Consider the following 16,607-nt stretch of genomic DNA (forward strand, 5'->3'; position numbering starts at 1 on the left):
CTGCCTAGTTGGAAGTGGCGGATACGGTGATGCCGAGCAATTGGCCGAGGCTCTTTTCGCCGCGCATTCGCGAGGTTTCGATCCGTTCTTCGAGGTCGCGCAGATGCGCTTCCATATGCGCCATCGCGCCGGCCGCGTCGCGCGCCTCGATGCAATCGACAATCGCCGCATGCTCCGCGTGTTCGCACGGTGCATGCCCCGGCGGTTCATACACGCCCACGATCAGCGAGCAGCGCGAGACCAGTTCCTTCAGATAGTTTTGCAGGATCGAGTTACCCGCCAGCGCGGCGATGCGCATGTGAAAGCCGCTGGCGAGCGTCGCCCACGAAGGCTGGTCGAAGCGGTGCATCGCGTCATGTTCGCTCGCGAGTTGCTGACGCAACGCCTTGATATCCCCGGCATTCGCGCGCTGCACCGCCAACTCGACCAGCATCCGCTCGACGGAGCGGCGCGCTTCGAAGATCTCGCGCGTTTCCTCGGGCGTGGGTTCGGCGATCACCGCACCCTTGTTAGGCCGCAATACGACAATGCCGTCATACGCGAGCTTTTCCAGCACGCGCCGCACCACCGCGCGGCCCACGCCGAACAGTTGGCACAACTCGGGCTCCGGCAGCTTCGTGCCCGGCGTCAGACGATGGTTCAGCACGCCGTCGAAAATCGACTGATAGATGCGCGCGTCGAGATCCGCATCGTCTTTGCGGGCTTTTTTTGCGGTAGCCGCGCCGGCTTTCGCGTTCATGCAACGGGCGGGCGCACGATGCCGTCCCGCTCCAGTTTGTCCATATGGTCCGCGATAGCGCCCGGCGTGGTGATCCACACGTCGCCCCGGGCGCGTGCCGCGGCGATATGCTGAAGCGCACGGCGCAAATGCCGTAAGCGATAAGGCTGCCCCACCAGATACGGATGCAACGCAATGCCCATGACGAGCGCCTGAGGCTGCGTGCCGCGATTGGCCTGTTCGAGCATCTCGTCGAACTGGTCGACGATCATATCGGCGAAGGCCCGGCCATCCATATGGCGGCCCACCATCATCGGCAGATCGTTGAGTTCCTGCGGATATGGTATCGACCACAGCGGCGCGCCGCGCGTAGCCATCCGCACGGGACGGTCGTCGTGACACCAGTTCAGCGTGTAGCGATAGCCGGTCTCGGCGAGCAGATCCGGCGTCAGATGGGACTCCGAAATCCACGGCGAAAGCCAGCCGTGCGGTATCGTGCCCGACACTTCGACGATCCGCTCGCGGCAATGCAGAAGCAACTCGCGTTCGCCGCTTTCGTCCAGATCGCTTTGCCGGTGCGCATTCGTGTGGCCGTGACCGATCAGTTCATCGCCGCGCGCCACACAGGCCTCGATCAGTTCGGGACAATGATCGTAGAGCGCGGTGTTGATCAGCGCGCCGGCCGGCAGATCGAGTTGATCGAACAGTTCGATGCAGCGCCACGCGCCGACCCGATTGCCATACTCCCGCCAGCTGTGGTTGAGTACATCCGGTTGCGGCGAGATCGGGCCGAGCGCCGCGCCCAGCCCTTCGCCGAAAGCAAAGTGTTCGATGTTGAAGCCCAGATAGACCGCGAGCCCGGTATCGCCCGGCCAGCGGAATGCGTCGCTGTCGGTGATCGGCCGGTACGCAAAGCGGCCGTGCGTGGCGAGCAACTGGCGCGCGCGGTTCGCTGCTGCGGGCATGTTCAGTGTGTCGTTCATTTGAAGAAGCCATGGGTGATGAAACGCGACGGGTTGCGTCACAGATGAACCGGATTGGCCGGATCATGCCCCGAGACGGACCGAAGACGCACCGTGATCGCGCAAGAAGAAACGCCTGAATCGCTAACGATCGATGCTGCGGATCGTTTGCAAAATATGAGCCAACTCGTAGACGTTAAGCACAACGGTATGTCGGCAATCGGCGCACCGTTCGATGCAACGGATGGCACATGTCTTGCATTTGCCTGGTTTCGTTCGGGCGCAGCGTCAGCTTTCGCGCGCCGCGCTCTTCGCCGTTCACGAGGACACCTCCTGATGATTCAGCCTGTTTCAACGGTGCTCGAAACCAAAGCCGCCGATATCGAACTGGTGCACGTGTCGAAGCAATACGGCGACTCGCTTGCCGTCGACGCAATCGATCTGCGCATTGCCGGCGGCCAGTACTGCTGTCTGCTCGGGCCGTCGGGATGCGGCAAGACCTCGACCTTGCGCATGATCGCCGGGCATGAATCCGTCACCGAAGGCGACATTCTGATCGCCGGCCGCAACGTCACGCGCGCGGAGCCGGCCGCGCGCGGCACGGCTATGGTGTTCCAGAACTATGCGCTGTTCCCGCATCTGAGCGCGCTCGACAACGTCGCGTTCAGCCTGAAGATGCGCGGCATCGCCAAAGATGTGCGGCGCAAACGCGCCGCCGAGTTGCTGGAACTGGTCGCCATGTCGGCGTATGCCGAACGCAAACCGGCGCAGCTTTCCGGCGGCCAGCAGCAACGTGTCGCGCTCGCGCGCGCATTGCTGAATCAGCCGGGCTGCCTGTTGCTCGACGAACCGCTGTCCGCGCTCGACCCGTTCCTGCGCGTGCAGATGCGCGCCGAACTCAAGCGCTGGCAGAAGGAACTCGGCATTACCTTCGTGCACGTCACGCATTCGCAGGAAGAAGCAATGGCGCTGGCCGATCTCGTCGTGGTGATGAGCCACGGCCGCATCGAACAGAGCGGCACGCCGCACGAGGTCTTCAACCGTCCGCGCACCGAGTTCGTGGCGCGCTTTCTCGGCGGTCATAACGTCTTCAAAACCAATGGCCGTTTGTTTACCGTGCGCGCCGATCATCTGCGCATCGTGCCGCATGGCATCACGCCGGTGCAGAACGCCGGCGGCGACAACGGCATGACGCGCATCGGCGGCGTGCCTTGCACAGTGCGCGAAGCCGAATACCAGGGCACCCATCTGCGCATGACGCTCGATCCGCTCGACGGGTCGCCTGAGTTGATCTCGCTCGTGAGCGACGGCGATTACGACCCCGCACGGCTCGGCCCCGAAGCTCGCGTGGTGGTCTGGTGGAACGAACAGGACGCGCATCCGCTCGCGGCCTGAGTAGTGGTGAAGTTTTGTGCATTGAAGCGGTATGACATCGCCGCGCACGAGACTTCCAGCAAGCAAAAACCGAACGTCAATCGAACGTCAACTGAGGAGAAAGCAATGAGTGAAGCGAACGAGAGCCCGGCACCGGCCGCAACGGATGGGAAGGAAACAGGCCTGTCGCGCCGCACGTTCATCAAGGGCGCGGTCGCGGCAGCCGGTATTGCCGGTTTTCCGTACGTGCACGCGCAGGAAAAAATCACGTTGCGCTACCTCGGCACGGCGGTCAATCAGAGCGCCGACATCGCGAAGAAATTCAAGGAAGACACCGGCATCGAGATTCAATACGTGCCGGTGACGACCGATGACGTCGCCAAACGCATCATCACGCAGCCCAACTCGTTCGACATTGTCGACACCGAATACTTCGCGCTCAAGAAGCTGATTCCGGCCGGCACGCTGGCAGGCATGGACGTGAAGCGCATCAAGCTCGCCGACAAGATCACGCCGGTGCTCACGCGCGGCGAAGTCAACGGCAAGAAGATCGGCGATCAAGGCACCGCGCCGAAGAAAGTGATGTTCCTCACCGGCCCGCGCTCCACGCAATTCTCCGCCACGCCCACCGAGTGGATGACGCTGATTCCCACCACCTACAACGCGGATACGCTCGGCATCCGGCCCGACCTGATCAAGCGGCCCATCGACAGTTGGGCGGAACTCCTCAATCCGCAGTTCAAGGGCAAGGCGGCGCTGCTGAACATTCCCGCGATCGGCATCATGGATTCGGCGATGGCGATCGAGGCGATGGGCCACGTGAAATACGGCGACAAGGGCAACATGACCAAGGCCGAGATCGATCAGACCATCAAGATCCTGATCGAAGCGAAACGCGCCGGCCAGTTCCGCGCGTTCTGGAAGGACTTCAACGAAAGCGTGAACCTGATGGCCTCGGGCGAAGTGGTGATCCAGTCCATGTGGTCGCCCGCCGTCACGAAAGTCCGCACGATGGGGATCGCCTGCAAATTCCAGCCGCTCAAGGAAGGCTATCGTTCGTGGGCATCGGGCTTCGGTTTCCCGCGTTCGCTGCAAGGCAAGAAGCTCGACGCGGCGTATGAGTTCGTCAACTGGTTCCAGGACGGCTGGGCGGGCGCATATCTGATGCGTCAGGGCTATTACTCGGGCGTGCTCGAAACCGCGAAGACGCACATGCAGCCCTACGAGTGGGACTACTGGATCGAAGGCAAGCCGGCCGCGCAGGACATCAAGGCGCCGGACGGCCAGTTGCTCGAAAAAGCCGGCACCGTGCGCGACGGCGGCTCGTACAACCAGCGCATGGGCGCGATTGCCTGCTGGAACGCGGTGATGGACGAGAACATCTACATGGTCCAGAAGTGGAACGAGTTCATCGCGGCCTGATGGACACCGTGGTCAATACCGCAGTCGAGGCCGCGGTTCGACGTGACAGCCGGCGCCCAGAGCGCCGGCTGTCACCGCCTGTCTGAACGCAAAGTCATTCCTTAGAAATCCGCCTATGGCAACGATCGACCTTCCCTCGCACGCGCAGGACGAGCCCGTCAAACACCGCCGCGCGCCGGCATGGTTGCAGGCGACGCCGCTCTCGCTGACCTTCCTGCTGTTTTTCATCGTGCCGCTGGTCATTACGCTGATCGTCAGTTTCTGGGACTTCAACGAATACCAGATCATCCCCGCGTTCACGCTGAAGAACTACGCGGCGATCTTCGACGGCTGTTCGTCGATGACGGACATCTGCGTCACCTTCAAGACCTACTGGTCGACGCTCAAATTCTGCGCGATCGTGTGGGCGGTGACCTTGCTGCTGGGTTTTTCGATCGCCTACTTCCTCGCGTTCCATGTGCGCACCACGAGCATGCAGACCGTGCTGTTCCTCGTCTGCACGATTCCGTTCTGGACTTCGAACGTGATCCGCATGATTTCGTGGATGCCGCTGCTCGGCCGCAACGGTCTCGTCAATCAGGCGCTGCTCGGCGCGCATCTGATCGACCAGCCGCTGGAATGGCTGCTGTATTCGAACTTTTCGGTGGTGCTCGCCTTCGTTCACCTCTACACGTTCTTCATGATCGTGCCGATCTTCAACGCGATGATGCGCATCGACCGGTCGCTGCTCGAAGCCGCGCGCGACGCCGGCGCGAGCGGCTGGCAGGTGGTGCGCGACGTGGTGCTGCCGCTGTCGAAAACCGGCATCGTGATCGGCTCGATCTTCGTCATCACGATCGTGATGGGCGACTTCCTGACGGTCGGCGTGATGGGCGGCCAACAGATCGCGTCGGTGGGCAAGATCATTCAGGTGCAAACCGGCTACCTGCAATTTCCCGCCGCAGCGGCCAACGCGATCATTCTGCTCGCCGTGGTGCTGATGATCGTGTGGGGTTTGACGCGGGTTGTGGACATTCGCAAGGAACTGTGAAGATGCAGGCCATTCGCCTCAAACATCGCGAGCATCGCCCGGCGAGTTTCTACTGGCTCGCGCTGCTGTTCGGCCTGTTCGTGCTGTTTCTGTACGGACCGGTGATCACCATTTTCATTCTGTCGTTTCAGGGCCCCGAAGGCGGCCTCACGTTTCCCATGCGCGGTGTGTCGCTGCACTGGTTCTCGGTACTGCGCGACGGGGTGGGCGACGTCGATATCTGGGCCGCGTTCGGCCGCTCCGTGCGGCTCGCCGTGGCCGTTACGGTGCTTACGGTGCTCTTTTCCGTCGCGGCGGGCCTCGCGTTTCGCAGAAAGTTTCGCGGCGATACGGCGGTGTTCTACGTCTCCGTTGCGAGTCTGATCATGCCGTCCATTATCGTTTCGCTCGGCATCGGCCTGACGTTCCGCCTGCTGGATAACGGTGTGAAGTACCTTGCCTCGGCGTGGGGCCATCAGTCTTTCGCCGATACCTATACCACCTCGATGGGTCTCTTCACGTCCGCGCTCGGCGCGCATCTCACATGGACACTGCCGTTCGGTTTGCTGGTCATGTTCGCGGTGTTCAACCGCTTCAACCCGGCTTACGAAGAAGCGTCGCGCGATCTGGGCGCAACGCCGTGGCAGAGCTTCCGGTATGTGGTGCTGCCGATCATCGGTCCTTCGGTGGTGGGCGTCGCCATGTTCGGCTTCACGCTCTCATGGGACGAGATTGCCCGCACCTCGCAGGCAATCGGCGACCAGAACACGCTGCCGCTCGAGCTTCAGGGACTCACCACGTCGGTGACGACGCCGGTGATTTACGCGCTCGGCACCATGACGACGGTGTTGTCGCTAACGGTGATGGGCCTATGTCTGCTCGCCGTGCGATGGCTGGCGCGCAGGCGCGTGGTGGCGGGATTGAAGTAGGCCTTCTGCCGCGCCGCGGCGGTCGCGGCGCTTTCCGGCAGGCATTTCACTCCTGCTGCTAAGAATCGGCCAAATACTTCGTTGCTCGACCCGTTCCCGTCCCTTACCGTTCTCTGATTGCGCCCCACGCGCACCCCGTTTCGGAGAACCCATGTCCGCAGTTCAATCGCCAACCAGCCCAGAACACAGCATCGCCGACGCCGCGCAACTCTTCGGCGACGATCCGCTGACGCGCCGCTTCGCGCCTGTTTTCGCCCGGATCGCTGAAGGCGCGGTCGAACGCGAGCAGCAGCGCGAACTCGCTTACGAGCCGGTGGAATGGCTGCGTGAGGCGGGCTACACCCGGTTGCGCGTACCCAGACAGTACGGCGGCGAAGGCATCTCGCTCACGCAATTCTTCGCGCTGGTCACGCGTCTCGGCGAAGCGGACTCGAATCTGCCGCAAATCCTGCGCGTACATGGCGGCTTTATCGAGGCACTGCTGGAAAACGGCGACGAATCGTTGCGCGAGCGCTGGTTCACGAGGATCGTGCAAGGCCAGATCGTCGGCGGCGCGGTGTCCGAGCGCACGGGCGTCACCAACAACAGCGTGCGTCTCACGCAAACGGATGGCGCATGGCATCTCGACGGCGAAAAGTACTACACCACGGGCACGCTGTACGCGGATTGGGTCGACGTCACCGCGCACGACGGCACGAGCGACGTGCGCGTGCTGGTCGAAACCGGCACGCCGGGCCTCGAACGTATCGACGATTGGGACGGTTTCGGACAACGGCTCACGGGTAGCGGCACGGCGCGCTTCACGCGGGTGCCGGTCTCGCCCGACAACCTCTACCGCCGCTATAACGCTGCCGAGCCGCGTCGCAACAGCCTGCTCACGGCCTACTATCAGGCGCTACATGTCGCGAATCTCGCCGGGATCAGCCGCGCGGCGTTGCGCGATGCGGTCGCGTTCACGCAAGCCAGAACCCGGACCTTCGGTGTTCCGGGTGCTTCGAGCCCGCGCGACAATCCTCTCGTGCATCGCGTGGTCGGGCGCCTCGCGAGCCTCGCTTATTCGACGCAAAGCATCAGCACGTCACTCGCGCGCGCCATCGATGAAGTCTCCGTCGCGCGCCAGGAAGGCCGCACCGACGAGCAGACTTACATCCACCTGGACATCCAGACTTTCCAGGCACAGCAGATCGTCATCGAGCAGACGTTGCAGGCGGCGACGCTGCTGTTCGAAGTCGGCGGCGCGTCGGCCACCAGCGAAGCGCGCCGCTTCGATCGCTACTGGCGCAATGCGCGCGTGCTGGCGTCGCACAATCCGGCGATCATTCGCGAGGCCGCGATCGGCGACTTCTACCTGAATGGCAACGCGCACAGCGAGCGCTTCGGGGTGGCTCGGCAGCAGGAGATAGCTGCGGCAACGCAAGCGGCGGCGGCATAAGGACGGCATAAGGACAGCAGACCGGCGGCGGCATGCGGATCGCCGCCTTCATGTGGCACAGTGTTGTCAGGCGCATGCGCTAAGCTTGCGCAACCGAACAGCCCTGACGAGCGACATGAAGAATCTGCCTGCCTACGAGCCTCCGGTCGACGAGAACCAGCTTCTGCTGAAGTGGATCCGCCGTGCGCGCGAATCCCAGATGAGCCATTACGACATGGCGGACCTGCTATCGGCGCGCGACCGCCAGGTCGGCTGGCTCGCAACCGCGTTGACCGCCTTCGTGGGGACGGCGGTGTTCGCTTCCCTGCATGCCACCGCTGTCTCGCCCGAGCTCAGGATCTTCGTGGGCTTCGTGAGCGTGGCGGCCGCGGTCTCCACCGCGCTGCAGACCTTCCTGCGCTACGCCGAACGCGCCGAAAAACATCGCGCCGCCGGTGCGCGCTATGGCGCGGTGCGTCGCCGGCTCGAAGCGGTCTTTGCAGGTGATGCCGATGCGCGTGACGGCCACTATCTCACCGCGATCCGCGACGAGCTCGACCGGCTGGCCGAAGATTCGCCCAACGTGCCGCCGCGCGTTTTCCATCGCACCCAGCGGACGCTGTCCGCGGATACGCCGCGCAGCCGCGATGCTTAGGCGCCTTCGCCGGCAGTAAGGTCGCCGGCGTCGATACCCAGCTCTGCCGCCATGCGGCGGACCACGGTCTGCAGCCGGCTCACTTCATCGGCGAGGCGCTTCTGTTCGGCCTTGACCGCCTCGAACGCGGACAACGGCACCGCGTCGTCTTCGGCGCCCGGCTGCGCCAGTTCGCTCGCACTCACCTCGCCGCACAGCAGATGCGTCCAGCGGTTCTCGCGCTCGCCCGGCGTGCGCGCGAGTTTCACGACCCGTGGCGGGTCGTTGGCCGCGAGTTCATCGAGAAACGCTTCGACCGACGAGATATCGGCAAAGCCATGCAAACGCGCGCTGTTCAGGCGCAATTCGGCGGCGGTTTGCGAGCCGCGCAGCAACAGGGTGGTAAGCAGCGCCGCCGACTGGCTCGGCAAACCCAGCACCCGGTTCATGTTGTGCTCGAAGCGCGGCACGCGGCTGCTGCTGCCTTCCATTACGAGGCTCAAGCGTTTCAATCCGTCGACGGCGGTCAGCACCTCGGCTTCGGTAGCGTTCATGACCGGCGCGCGGCCGGTTTTCTGGTTGCAGCCCAAGGTCAGCGCGTTGAGCGAAAGCGGATAGCTGTCCGGCACCGTGTGCTGCTTTTCGACGAGCACGCCGAGCACGCGCCCTTCAAGCAAGGTCAGCGCGCGGATCGAAGGACGGGAGGAAGTGTCGGGAGTGGAGTTCATGGATGATGTCGCGGTATGAGCCGCCGGGTCTCGTGAATGACGTGCTGATGTGCGTTACCGCTGCACAGCCGGGCGACGCGTTCTGGTTTGTGGGCACTATGATAAACGGCCGAGGTCGTGGCGGTGTACGAATCTCCGCTGCGGCATGGCGCACGCGAGGCCATCTGGCACGCGGCGTGCTGCCAGCGGATGTCCTTCACTCATGGAGTCGCTCGATGCCTTTACGCCGCCAGTCGGTCCTGCGCCTGAGCGCCATTTCACTCGTGGTCGGCGCAGTGTGCCTGCTCGGCGCCTGCGCGTTCAGCCCGGCCGGCAAAAGCGGCAACGCGCGTGTGCCCGAGCCGGCGAAACCCGTGGATCTGAGCCGCTATCTCGGTCGATGGTATGAACTGGCGCGCTATGAAAACGGCTTCGAGCGCGATTGCGAAGCCGTCACCGCCGACTATGCCACGCGCGACGACGGCCTGATCGACGTCATCAACAGTTGCCACAAGGGCGCCGTGAACGGGCCGGCGGACGTGGCTAAGGGCCGCGCGAAAGTCGTCGCCGGTTCGGGCACTGCGAAGCTGAAGGTGTCGTTCTTCGGCCCGTTCTTCTTCGGCGACTACTGGGTGCTGGACCACGCGGACGACTATAGCTGGTCGATCGTCGGCGAGCCGAGCGGACGTTATCTGTGGATTCTGACGCGCGAAGCGACACCTGCCGCAAGCGTGAAAGACGCGCTGATCGAGCGGGTTCACGCACTGGGTTACGACACCTCAATGCTGCGCATGACCAGGCACGAGTAAGCTGCGTCCCTTGACTGCGCGAGAACCGATCGGAGCACGCCCACCGGCCGCCCCATTTTTTCCTGATTGACCATTTTCCATATTCGAGATAATTTCCCGAATATGGAAAACCCACTCCCCGACGACAACGCCATCGACCGCCGCATCGCGCAGCGGTTGCGGGCGCTGCGCGCCGAGCGCAACTGGTCGCTCGACGATCTCGCGAGACTCAGCAGCGTCAGCCGCGCGACGCTCTCTCGCCTCGAAAACGCCGCCGTGAGCCCCACGGCGAGCGTGCTCGGCAAGCTCTGCGTGGCGTACGGCCTGCCAATCTCGCGCCTCATGCACATGGTCGAAGAAGACTTCGCGCCGCACGTGCCGCGCGCCGCCCAGCCGCTCTGGACCGACGCCAGCGTCGGCTTCCGGCGGCGCTCCGTGTCGCCGCCCGCGCAGGCGTTGAGCGGCGAAGCGCTGGAATGCGAACTCGATGCCGGCGTGCGCATCACCTACGACGCATCGCCGCGGCCCGGCCTCGAACATCATCTGATCCTGCTCGAAGGGCAACTGCAGATCACCGTCGACGGCCAAAGCCACAACCTGCAACCCGGCGACTGCCTGCGCTATCAGCTGTTCGGCGCAAGCGCTTTCGTGACGCCCGCGCACAGCGGGGCCCGCTACATTCTCTTCATCGTGTGAGCCAGCATGAGCGCGACCACCCTCACCGCTTTCTCCGCCGACGACCTCGTGCGTCAGCTTCCCGAACTCGGCGCACTGCTGCGCGCCTGTGTGCATGACGGCGCCAGCGTCGGCTTTGTGATGCCGTGCGGCATCGACGAATGTGAGGCGTTCTGGCGCGGCAAAGTGCTGGCTTCGTTGCGTGCCGGCAGCCTGGTGCTGCTGGTTGCGCGTCACGGCGAAGCGATTGCGGGCACAGTACAGCTGGATTACGACACGATGCCGAATCAGCAGCATCGCGCCGAAGTGCGCAAACTGCTGGTGCATCCGGCTTTGCGCCGCCAGGGCATTGCGCGTGCGCTGATGACGGAACTCGAACGCCATGCGCATGGCTTGCAGCGCAGACTGCTCACGCTCGACACCCGAACCGGCGACCACGCCGAGCCGCTTTATACCGCACTGGGTTATCGCACGGCGGGCGTGATCCCGGGATACGCGCGTGACACGCATTCCGATGAATTCGACGCGACCACCATTATGTACAAGGCGCTATGAGTGAGGCGTGGATGTGCCGTTGTGCCGTTGTGCCGTTGTACGTCAGGCCGTCTTCGAATACTTGAACATCTATCCGCGTGTCTGCCCGGCCGCGTTGCGTCCGCTTCACCGAGTGACACCGAGTGGCACCGGACGACACTGAATGAGCACGATCGGCCATACTTCGCCCGCCTCCGCAGCCCGATTGGCCGCGCTCAGGCACAATCGTCTTTTCGCCGCGCGTGCGGCCCGACCCTGTGCGTTTCGCTTCCCATCCTGCCTCGATGAGTTCAGCCACTCCCGCCGACGGCGCGCCCCACTGGCAGCGCAATCTCTATGTCTGTCTGTTCGGTTCGTTCACGACCATCGTCGCGATGACCCTGCTGCTGCCGTTCCTGCCGCTCTATGTGCAGCAGCTCGGCGTGCATCCGGCCGCGGCCGCCGTGCAATGGTCGGGCGTCGCGTTCGGCGCGACGTTCCTCGCCGCGGCGCTGGTGTCGCCGCTGTGGGGACGCATGGCCGACCGCTACGGACGCAAGCTGATCCTGATTCGCGCGAGTCTCGGCATGGCCGTCGTGATGTCCCTGCTCGGGCTTGCGCAGAATGTCTGGCAACTGGTGGGACTGCGCTTTCTGGCGGGACTCGTCGGCGGCTATGCGTCGGGCGCGACCGTCATGATCGCCACGCAGACGCCGCGCGGACGCACCGGCTGGGCGCTCGGCACGTTGGCCTCGGGCGTGATGGCGGGCAGTCTCGTCGGCCCGCTGGTAGGCGGCGCGCTGCCGCCGCTGATCGGCATCCGCAATACGTTTTTCATTGCGGGGGCGATGATCTTCTGTGCTTTCATTGCGACCACGCTGCTCGTCAAGGAACAACCGGTGGACCGCACACGCGGCAAATCGCACGAGGAGCGGGCGGCCACCGGCTGGGCCACCGTGCCGGACCTGCGCCCCGTGCTGGCGATGCTGTTCACCTCCGGCTTGCTGATGTTCGCCAACATGTCGATCGAGCCGATCATCACCGTGTACGTCGGCCAACTGGTGCACGACGCGAGGCACGTCACGCTCGTGTCGGGCTTCGTGATGTCGGCCTCCGCGCTCGGCAGCGTGCTGGCGGCTTCGCGCGTGGGCCGTCTCGCCGACCGGATCGGCGCGCCGAAAGTGATCGTGACGTGTCTCAGCGTGTGCGCGGTGCTGCTCGTGCCGCAGGCGTTCGTCACGAGCGGCCTGCAACTGGTGGTGCTGCGCTTTCTGATGGGGCTCGCGCTGGCCGGCCTGTTGCCGTGCATTACGAGCGTGATCCGCCATAACGTGCCCGACCGTTCCGCCGGCTATATCCTCGGCTACGCGACTTCGGCGAATTACGCGGGACAGGTCACAGGGCCGCTCGCGGGCGGCTTTGTCGGGGCGCACTTCGGCATGCAGTCGGTGTTTCTCATCACCAGCGCGTTGATGCTATGCGGGGCGCTGTTCAACGGCTGGGTGTTCAGAGGTTCGGGTTCCGGTTCGGGCTCGGGCTCCGCTTCGGCGCGCGGCGGATAACGCGCCGCAAAAAATCAGCGGCGCGAATCGAGCGCAATGCGCACCGCGAGTCCGGCAAGCACGGTGCCCATCAACCAGCGCTGCACCAGCAGCCACACCGGGCGCCCGGCGAGAAACACGGCAATCGAGCCCGCCATGCTCGCGATCAACGCATTGACGGTCACGCTGATAACGATCTGCACGCAGCCCAGCGCGATCGATTGCGAAAGCACGCTGCCGTGTCCCGGCGAAATGAACTGCGGCAACAGCGACAGGTACATCACCGCGATCTTCGGGTTCGCGAGATTGGTGACGAGCCCCATCATGAAGAGCTTGCGGCGGCTGTCGTGCGGCAGGTCGCGCACCTGGAACGGCGAGCGGCCACCCGGCTTGACCGCTTGCCATGCCAGATACAGCAGATAGAGCGCGCCGCAGAAACGCAATGCGTCGTACGCGTACGGCACAGTCAACAGCAGCGCGGTAATGCCGAATGCGGCGCAGAACATGTAGAACACGTAGCCGAGCGCGACGCCGCCAAGCGAAACGAGACCCGCGCGGCGCCCCTGGCAGAGCGATCGCGAGATCAGATAGATCATGTTCGGCCCGGGCGTGAGCACCATGCCGAGCGAGACCAGACCGAAGGCGAGCAACGTTGTGAGGGCGGGCACGGCATTCTCCTTTGCGAATGAAAGTCGGATAGTGCCGCCAAATATAGCCGATGCGGGCGCTTTCAGCCCCACAGCCGGCTTGAAAGATTCGCATCGGAGTAGAAACCGCATTCATCTTCAGACGTGCCGTTTCAGACCGCTACTCGCACGGTGCATTGCAGGAAACACTTGCGGCGAATTATTTTGACCGGTATTGTCGAGCCGTTCTGCAATGCAGCGCGGGAGAGATCGTCAGATGTTCGTGACGACGCCGACGGAGCAACCGCCCCGGAAACTCTCAGGCAAAAGGACCGCGCAGCAGGAACATCTGGAGAGCGGCGCATCGGCATAGCCTGTGCGCCCACCGAAGGGGATTCCCCGCACACGGCTCGCATCGGGCCGGCCGCTGCGGAGAAGAAACTCTCAGGTACATGGACAGATGGGGCATCAGCGCCGGTTTCGACACGAAATCGACACCGGTGATGCTCAACTACTCTGGACCATGTCATGTCACGAATCGCCATTATCGGCGCCGGCATTACCGGCGTCACGACCGCTCACGCCCTCGCCCAGCGCGGCCACCACGTTACTGTCTTCGAGCGCCATCGCTATGCGGCAATGGAGACCTCGTTCGCCAACGGCGGCCAGTTGTCCGCCAGCAATGCCGAAGTCTGGAACAGCGCCGCCACCGTCATGAAAGGACTGCGCTGGATGCTCACGCGCGACGCCCCGCTGCTGCTCAATCCCGCGCCCACCTGGCACAAATACTCGTGGATGGGCGAATTTCTGCGGCAGATTCCGCACTACCGGGCGAACACGGTCGAAACCGTGCGGCTCGCGATTGCCGCGCGCGAGCATCTGTTTTCGATTGCCGAGACCGAGGGCATCGACTTCGATCTGGAGCGGCGCGGCATTCTGCACATCTACAAGACCCGCAAGGAATTCGACGCTGCGAGCAAGGTGAACGAACTGTTGCGCGAAGGCGGACTCGACCGCAACCCGGTCACGGCGGGCGAGTTGCATGGCATCGAACCCACGCTGCATGGCGATTTCTACGGCGGATTTTTCACGCCGTCCGATTCGACCGGCGATATTCACAAGTTCACGCGCGGTCTCGCTCAGGCGTGCGTGCGGCACGGCGTCGAGTTTCACTACGACGCGGAGATCACGTCGATCGAGCAGCCTGGCGAGGGCCGCTTTTCGCTGGCGGTCAATCTCGAAGGCGAATCGCAGCGGTTTGCGTTCGAGCGGGTCGTCGTGTGCGCCGGCGTGAAGAGCCGAGATTTTGCGGCCATGTTGGGCGACCACGTGAACATCTACCCGGTGAAAGGCTATTCGATCACCGTCTGTCTCGACGACGAGATCAGCCAGCAGCGTGCCCCCTGGGTGAGTCTGCTCGACGATAGCGCGAAGATCGTCACGAGCCGGTTGGGCATGGATCGCTTTCGCGTGGCCGGCACGGCCGAGATCAACGGCTTCAACCGCGATATCCGTTCGGACCGGATTGCGCCGCTAGTGGACTGGACCCGGCGTTATTTCCCCGAGGTGTCGACCTCGCGCGTGGTCCCTTGGGCGGGCTTGCGGCCGATGCTGCCGAGCATGTTGCCCAAGGTAGGCCGAGGAAAGCGGCGTGGCGTGTTCTACAACACCGGGCATGGGCATCTGGGCTGGACGTTGTCGGCCGCGACGGCGCAGGCGCTGGCGGGCGCGATCCGGTAGGCTTGCGGCGGGATTTTTTTGCCGACGGCGGCGGATTGTATTGATCTCACCGCCGTCATCCAATGCGAGCAAAATCCGCCACTTCTGCTAGTGTTCTCCCATCCGTATCACTTCCGTGGAGAACGCATGCCACACGGTCGCGCCGCGAAACACCAGGCGGACAGAGCACGCCTGAGCGATGCACAGATCGCCGCGGAGGCGACGCAGCGTCTCGCCTGGGACGCCGCGGTCCCTGAACACGCCGTAAAGGTTCACGTCTCGCGCGGCCGCATCACGCTACGCGGCGAACTGCAGCGCGATCAGCAACGCACCGCCGCACTCGAAGACGTGACCCGCCTGTTCGGCGTAACCGGCGTTTCGGATCACACCGTCGTCAAGCCCAAATGAAGTCAGGCTGCATCCGTTTGCCGCAACAGCGTGCGGCAATGCCTCGCGATCTGCTTTTCCTCTTCCGTGTGAATCGCCCTCACCTTGCCCGCCGGATCGCCTTCCGTTAGCCCCATGAAAGCGAGCCCGTCGCACACGCGCCGCCGGATCTCCTGGCTGTGTTCGCCGATGCCGCCGGTAAATACCAGCAAATCGATTCCGCCCAGCAGCGCCGCATAGCCGCCGATCGTCTTGCGCACCGCTGTGGCAAATGCATCGCGCGCCAGCGACGCATTTGTATCGCCCGCCGCGGCGCGTTTTTCGAGCGCCTGCATATCGCTCTCGCCATCCGCGTAGCCGGCGAGGCCGCTCTCGCGATTGAGCAGCGTCTCCAACGCGCCCGCATCGAGCTTTTCCACGCGCATCAGATACAGCAGCACACCGGGGTCGAGATCGCCGCTGCGTGTGCCCATCGGCACGCCGCCGGTCGGGGTCAGCCCCATCGACGTATCGACCGATTGGCCGTCGCGTAGCGCGCATACGCTCGACCCGTTGCCGAGGTGCGCGAACACCGCGCGCGCCGGCAAGTCGGCGCCGAGCCGCGTCACCAGCGATTCGTATGAGAGCCCGTGAAAACCGTAGCGCATCACGCCGGCCTCCACATAGCGGCGCGGCAACGCAAGCTGCGCCGCACGCGGCGGCAGCGTGGCATGAAACGCCGTATCGAAGCAGGCAAAATGCGGCGCGTCGGCGAAAATGGTCTCTGCCTCGTCGATCAGCGCAAGCGCGGGGGGAATATGCAGCGGCGCAAAGTGCACGGCGTCCTGCAACTGACGGCGCACCCCGGCGGTAATCCGCTGATGCGCGCGCAGACGCGGTCCGCCGTGCACCACCCGATGCCCCACCGCCGAAGGCCGCGCATGGTGCTGTTGCGCGAGAACCTGCGCGAGCTTTTGCAATGCATCGGTCTGCGATTCCAGCTCGTGCTCCTGCTGCACCAGCACGCGGCCATCGGGCGCCTTGATCCGCAAGCTGCCGTCGCTGCGTCCAATGCCTTCCGCGCTGCCTTCCAGCAGGAGGGATTCGTCGTCGCCCGTGCGCCTGAAGAGCCCGAACTTCAGCGAGGACGAACCGCTGTTCAGCACCAGAATCGTTTGATCCTCTGCACCGTCTTGAGTGCGCATGGTCATGC

At 64.0% G+C, this 16,607-nt stretch carries 17 protein-coding genes and 1 riboswitch; of the genes, 12 read left to right on the top strand and 5 right to left on the bottom strand.

From position 1 onward, the window contains the following. Positions 1–4: 4 nt before the first annotated feature. Positions 5–739, bottom strand: a complete 735-nt coding sequence (locus PDMSB3_RS28295) for a GntR family transcriptional regulator (protein WP_007177339.1) — start codon at positions 737–739, stop codon at positions 5–7. Beyond that, entirely contained in the window at positions 736–1,701 is a 966-nt protein-coding gene (locus PDMSB3_RS28300; RefSeq protein WP_007177340.1) for a polysaccharide deacetylase family protein, read from the bottom strand. Before PDMSB3_RS28300 ends, PDMSB3_RS28295 begins: the two co-directional genes overlap by 4 nt. 315 nt (positions 1,702–2,016) lie before the next feature. Here PDMSB3_RS28300 and PDMSB3_RS28305 point away from each other — a divergent pair, with 315 nt between their 5' ends. The 6 genes from PDMSB3_RS28305 (at position 2,017) to PDMSB3_RS28330 (ending at position 8,480) form a co-directional block, all read left to right on the top strand. Further along, complete coding sequence (locus PDMSB3_RS28305) at positions 2,017–3,075, top strand: ABC transporter ATP-binding protein (protein ID WP_007177341.1); 1,059 nt, start codon at positions 2,017–2,019, stop codon at positions 3,073–3,075. A 105-nt stretch (positions 3,076–3,180) separates the two neighbouring features. Continuing rightward, entirely contained in the window at positions 3,181–4,476 is a 1,296-nt protein-coding gene (locus PDMSB3_RS28310; protein WP_007177342.1) for an ABC transporter substrate-binding protein, read from the top strand. Between the two features lie 115 nt (positions 4,477–4,591). Next, on the top strand, positions 4,592–5,506 hold the full coding sequence (locus tag PDMSB3_RS28315) for an ABC transporter permease (RefSeq protein WP_007177343.1): 915 nt from the start codon (positions 4,592–4,594) through the stop codon (positions 5,504–5,506). A gap of 2 nt (positions 5,507–5,508) precedes the next feature. Then, positions 5,509–6,414: an ABC transporter permease gene (locus PDMSB3_RS28320; RefSeq protein WP_165188416.1), complete on the top strand. Its 906-nt coding sequence runs from the start codon at positions 5,509–5,511 to the stop codon at positions 6,412–6,414. 151 nt (positions 6,415–6,565) lie between these two features. Next, positions 6,566–7,846, top strand: coding sequence for an acyl-CoA dehydrogenase family protein (locus PDMSB3_RS28325; protein WP_007177345.1), 1,281 nt, complete (start codon positions 6,566–6,568; stop codon positions 7,844–7,846). Between the two features lie 115 nt (positions 7,847–7,961). Beyond that, entirely contained in the window at positions 7,962–8,480 is a 519-nt protein-coding gene (locus PDMSB3_RS28330; protein ID WP_007177346.1) for an SLATT domain-containing protein, read from the top strand. On the opposite strand, the gene PDMSB3_RS28335 is transcribed toward PDMSB3_RS28330, so the two are convergent. Next, positions 8,477–9,187, bottom strand: coding sequence for a YceH family protein (locus PDMSB3_RS28335; RefSeq protein WP_007177347.1), 711 nt, complete (start codon positions 9,185–9,187; stop codon positions 8,477–8,479). The two genes, PDMSB3_RS28330 and PDMSB3_RS28335, sit on opposite strands and share 4 nt — an antisense overlap. Positions 9,188–9,402: 215 nt before the next feature. Here PDMSB3_RS28335 and PDMSB3_RS28340 point away from each other — a divergent pair, with 215 nt between their 5' ends. From PDMSB3_RS28340 to PDMSB3_RS28355, 4 genes are all read left to right on the top strand, one after another. Continuing rightward, positions 9,403–9,975 carry a lipocalin family protein gene (locus PDMSB3_RS28340; protein ID WP_007177348.1) on the top strand — a complete coding sequence of 191 codons (573 nt, stop codon included), beginning with the start codon at positions 9,403–9,405 and terminating at the stop codon, positions 9,973–9,975. A 102-nt stretch (positions 9,976–10,077) separates the two neighbouring features. Further along, on the top strand, positions 10,078–10,650 hold the full coding sequence (locus PDMSB3_RS28345; protein ID WP_007177349.1) for a helix-turn-helix domain-containing protein: 573 nt from the start codon (positions 10,078–10,080) through the stop codon (positions 10,648–10,650). 6 nt (positions 10,651–10,656) lie between these two features. After that, a complete protein-coding gene (locus PDMSB3_RS28350) occupies positions 10,657–11,184 on the top strand; it encodes a GNAT family N-acetyltransferase (protein ID WP_007177350.1) in 528 nt (175 codons plus the stop codon). Positions 11,185–11,447: 263 nt separating this feature from the next. Further along, complete coding sequence (locus PDMSB3_RS28355) at positions 11,448–12,704, top strand: MFS transporter (RefSeq protein ID WP_007177351.1); 1,257 nt, start codon at positions 11,448–11,450, stop codon at positions 12,702–12,704. A gap of 14 nt (positions 12,705–12,718) precedes the next feature. Here PDMSB3_RS28355 and PDMSB3_RS28360 read toward each other — a convergent pair whose 3' ends face one another. Further along, positions 12,719–13,351 carry a LysE family translocator gene (locus PDMSB3_RS28360; RefSeq protein ID WP_165188418.1) on the bottom strand — a complete coding sequence of 211 codons (633 nt, stop codon included), beginning with the start codon at positions 13,349–13,351 and terminating at the stop codon, positions 12,719–12,721. 209 nt (positions 13,352–13,560) lie between these two features. Further along, a riboswitch (glycine riboswitch) is annotated at positions 13,561–13,654 on the top strand. A 183-nt stretch (positions 13,655–13,837) separates the two neighbouring features. Between PDMSB3_RS28360 and PDMSB3_RS28365 the strand changes: the two genes are divergently transcribed. Together PDMSB3_RS28365 and PDMSB3_RS28370 are read left to right on the top strand one after the other, a co-directional pair. Beyond that, positions 13,838–15,049 (top strand): D-amino acid dehydrogenase, encoded by a 1,212-nt coding sequence (locus tag PDMSB3_RS28365; protein WP_165188420.1) that lies wholly within the window; start codon positions 13,838–13,840, stop codon positions 15,047–15,049. A 126-nt stretch (positions 15,050–15,175) separates the two neighbouring features. Continuing rightward, the gene (locus PDMSB3_RS28370; RefSeq protein WP_165188422.1) at positions 15,176–15,436 is read left to right on the top strand and encodes a BON domain-containing protein; all 261 of its coding nucleotides are present in this window, start codon (positions 15,176–15,178) and stop codon (positions 15,434–15,436) included. A 2-nt stretch (positions 15,437–15,438) separates the two neighbouring features. Here PDMSB3_RS28370 and PDMSB3_RS28375 read toward each other — a convergent pair whose 3' ends face one another. Further along, positions 15,439–16,599, bottom strand: coding sequence for an acetate/propionate family kinase (locus PDMSB3_RS28375; RefSeq protein ID WP_165188424.1), 1,161 nt, complete (start codon positions 16,597–16,599; stop codon positions 15,439–15,441). Between the last annotated feature and the right edge of the window lie 8 nt (positions 16,600–16,607).

This window comes from Paraburkholderia dioscoreae, from assembly GCF_902459535.1.
GTDB classification, from domain to species: Bacteria; Pseudomonadota; Gammaproteobacteria; order Burkholderiales; family Burkholderiaceae; genus Paraburkholderia; species Paraburkholderia dioscoreae.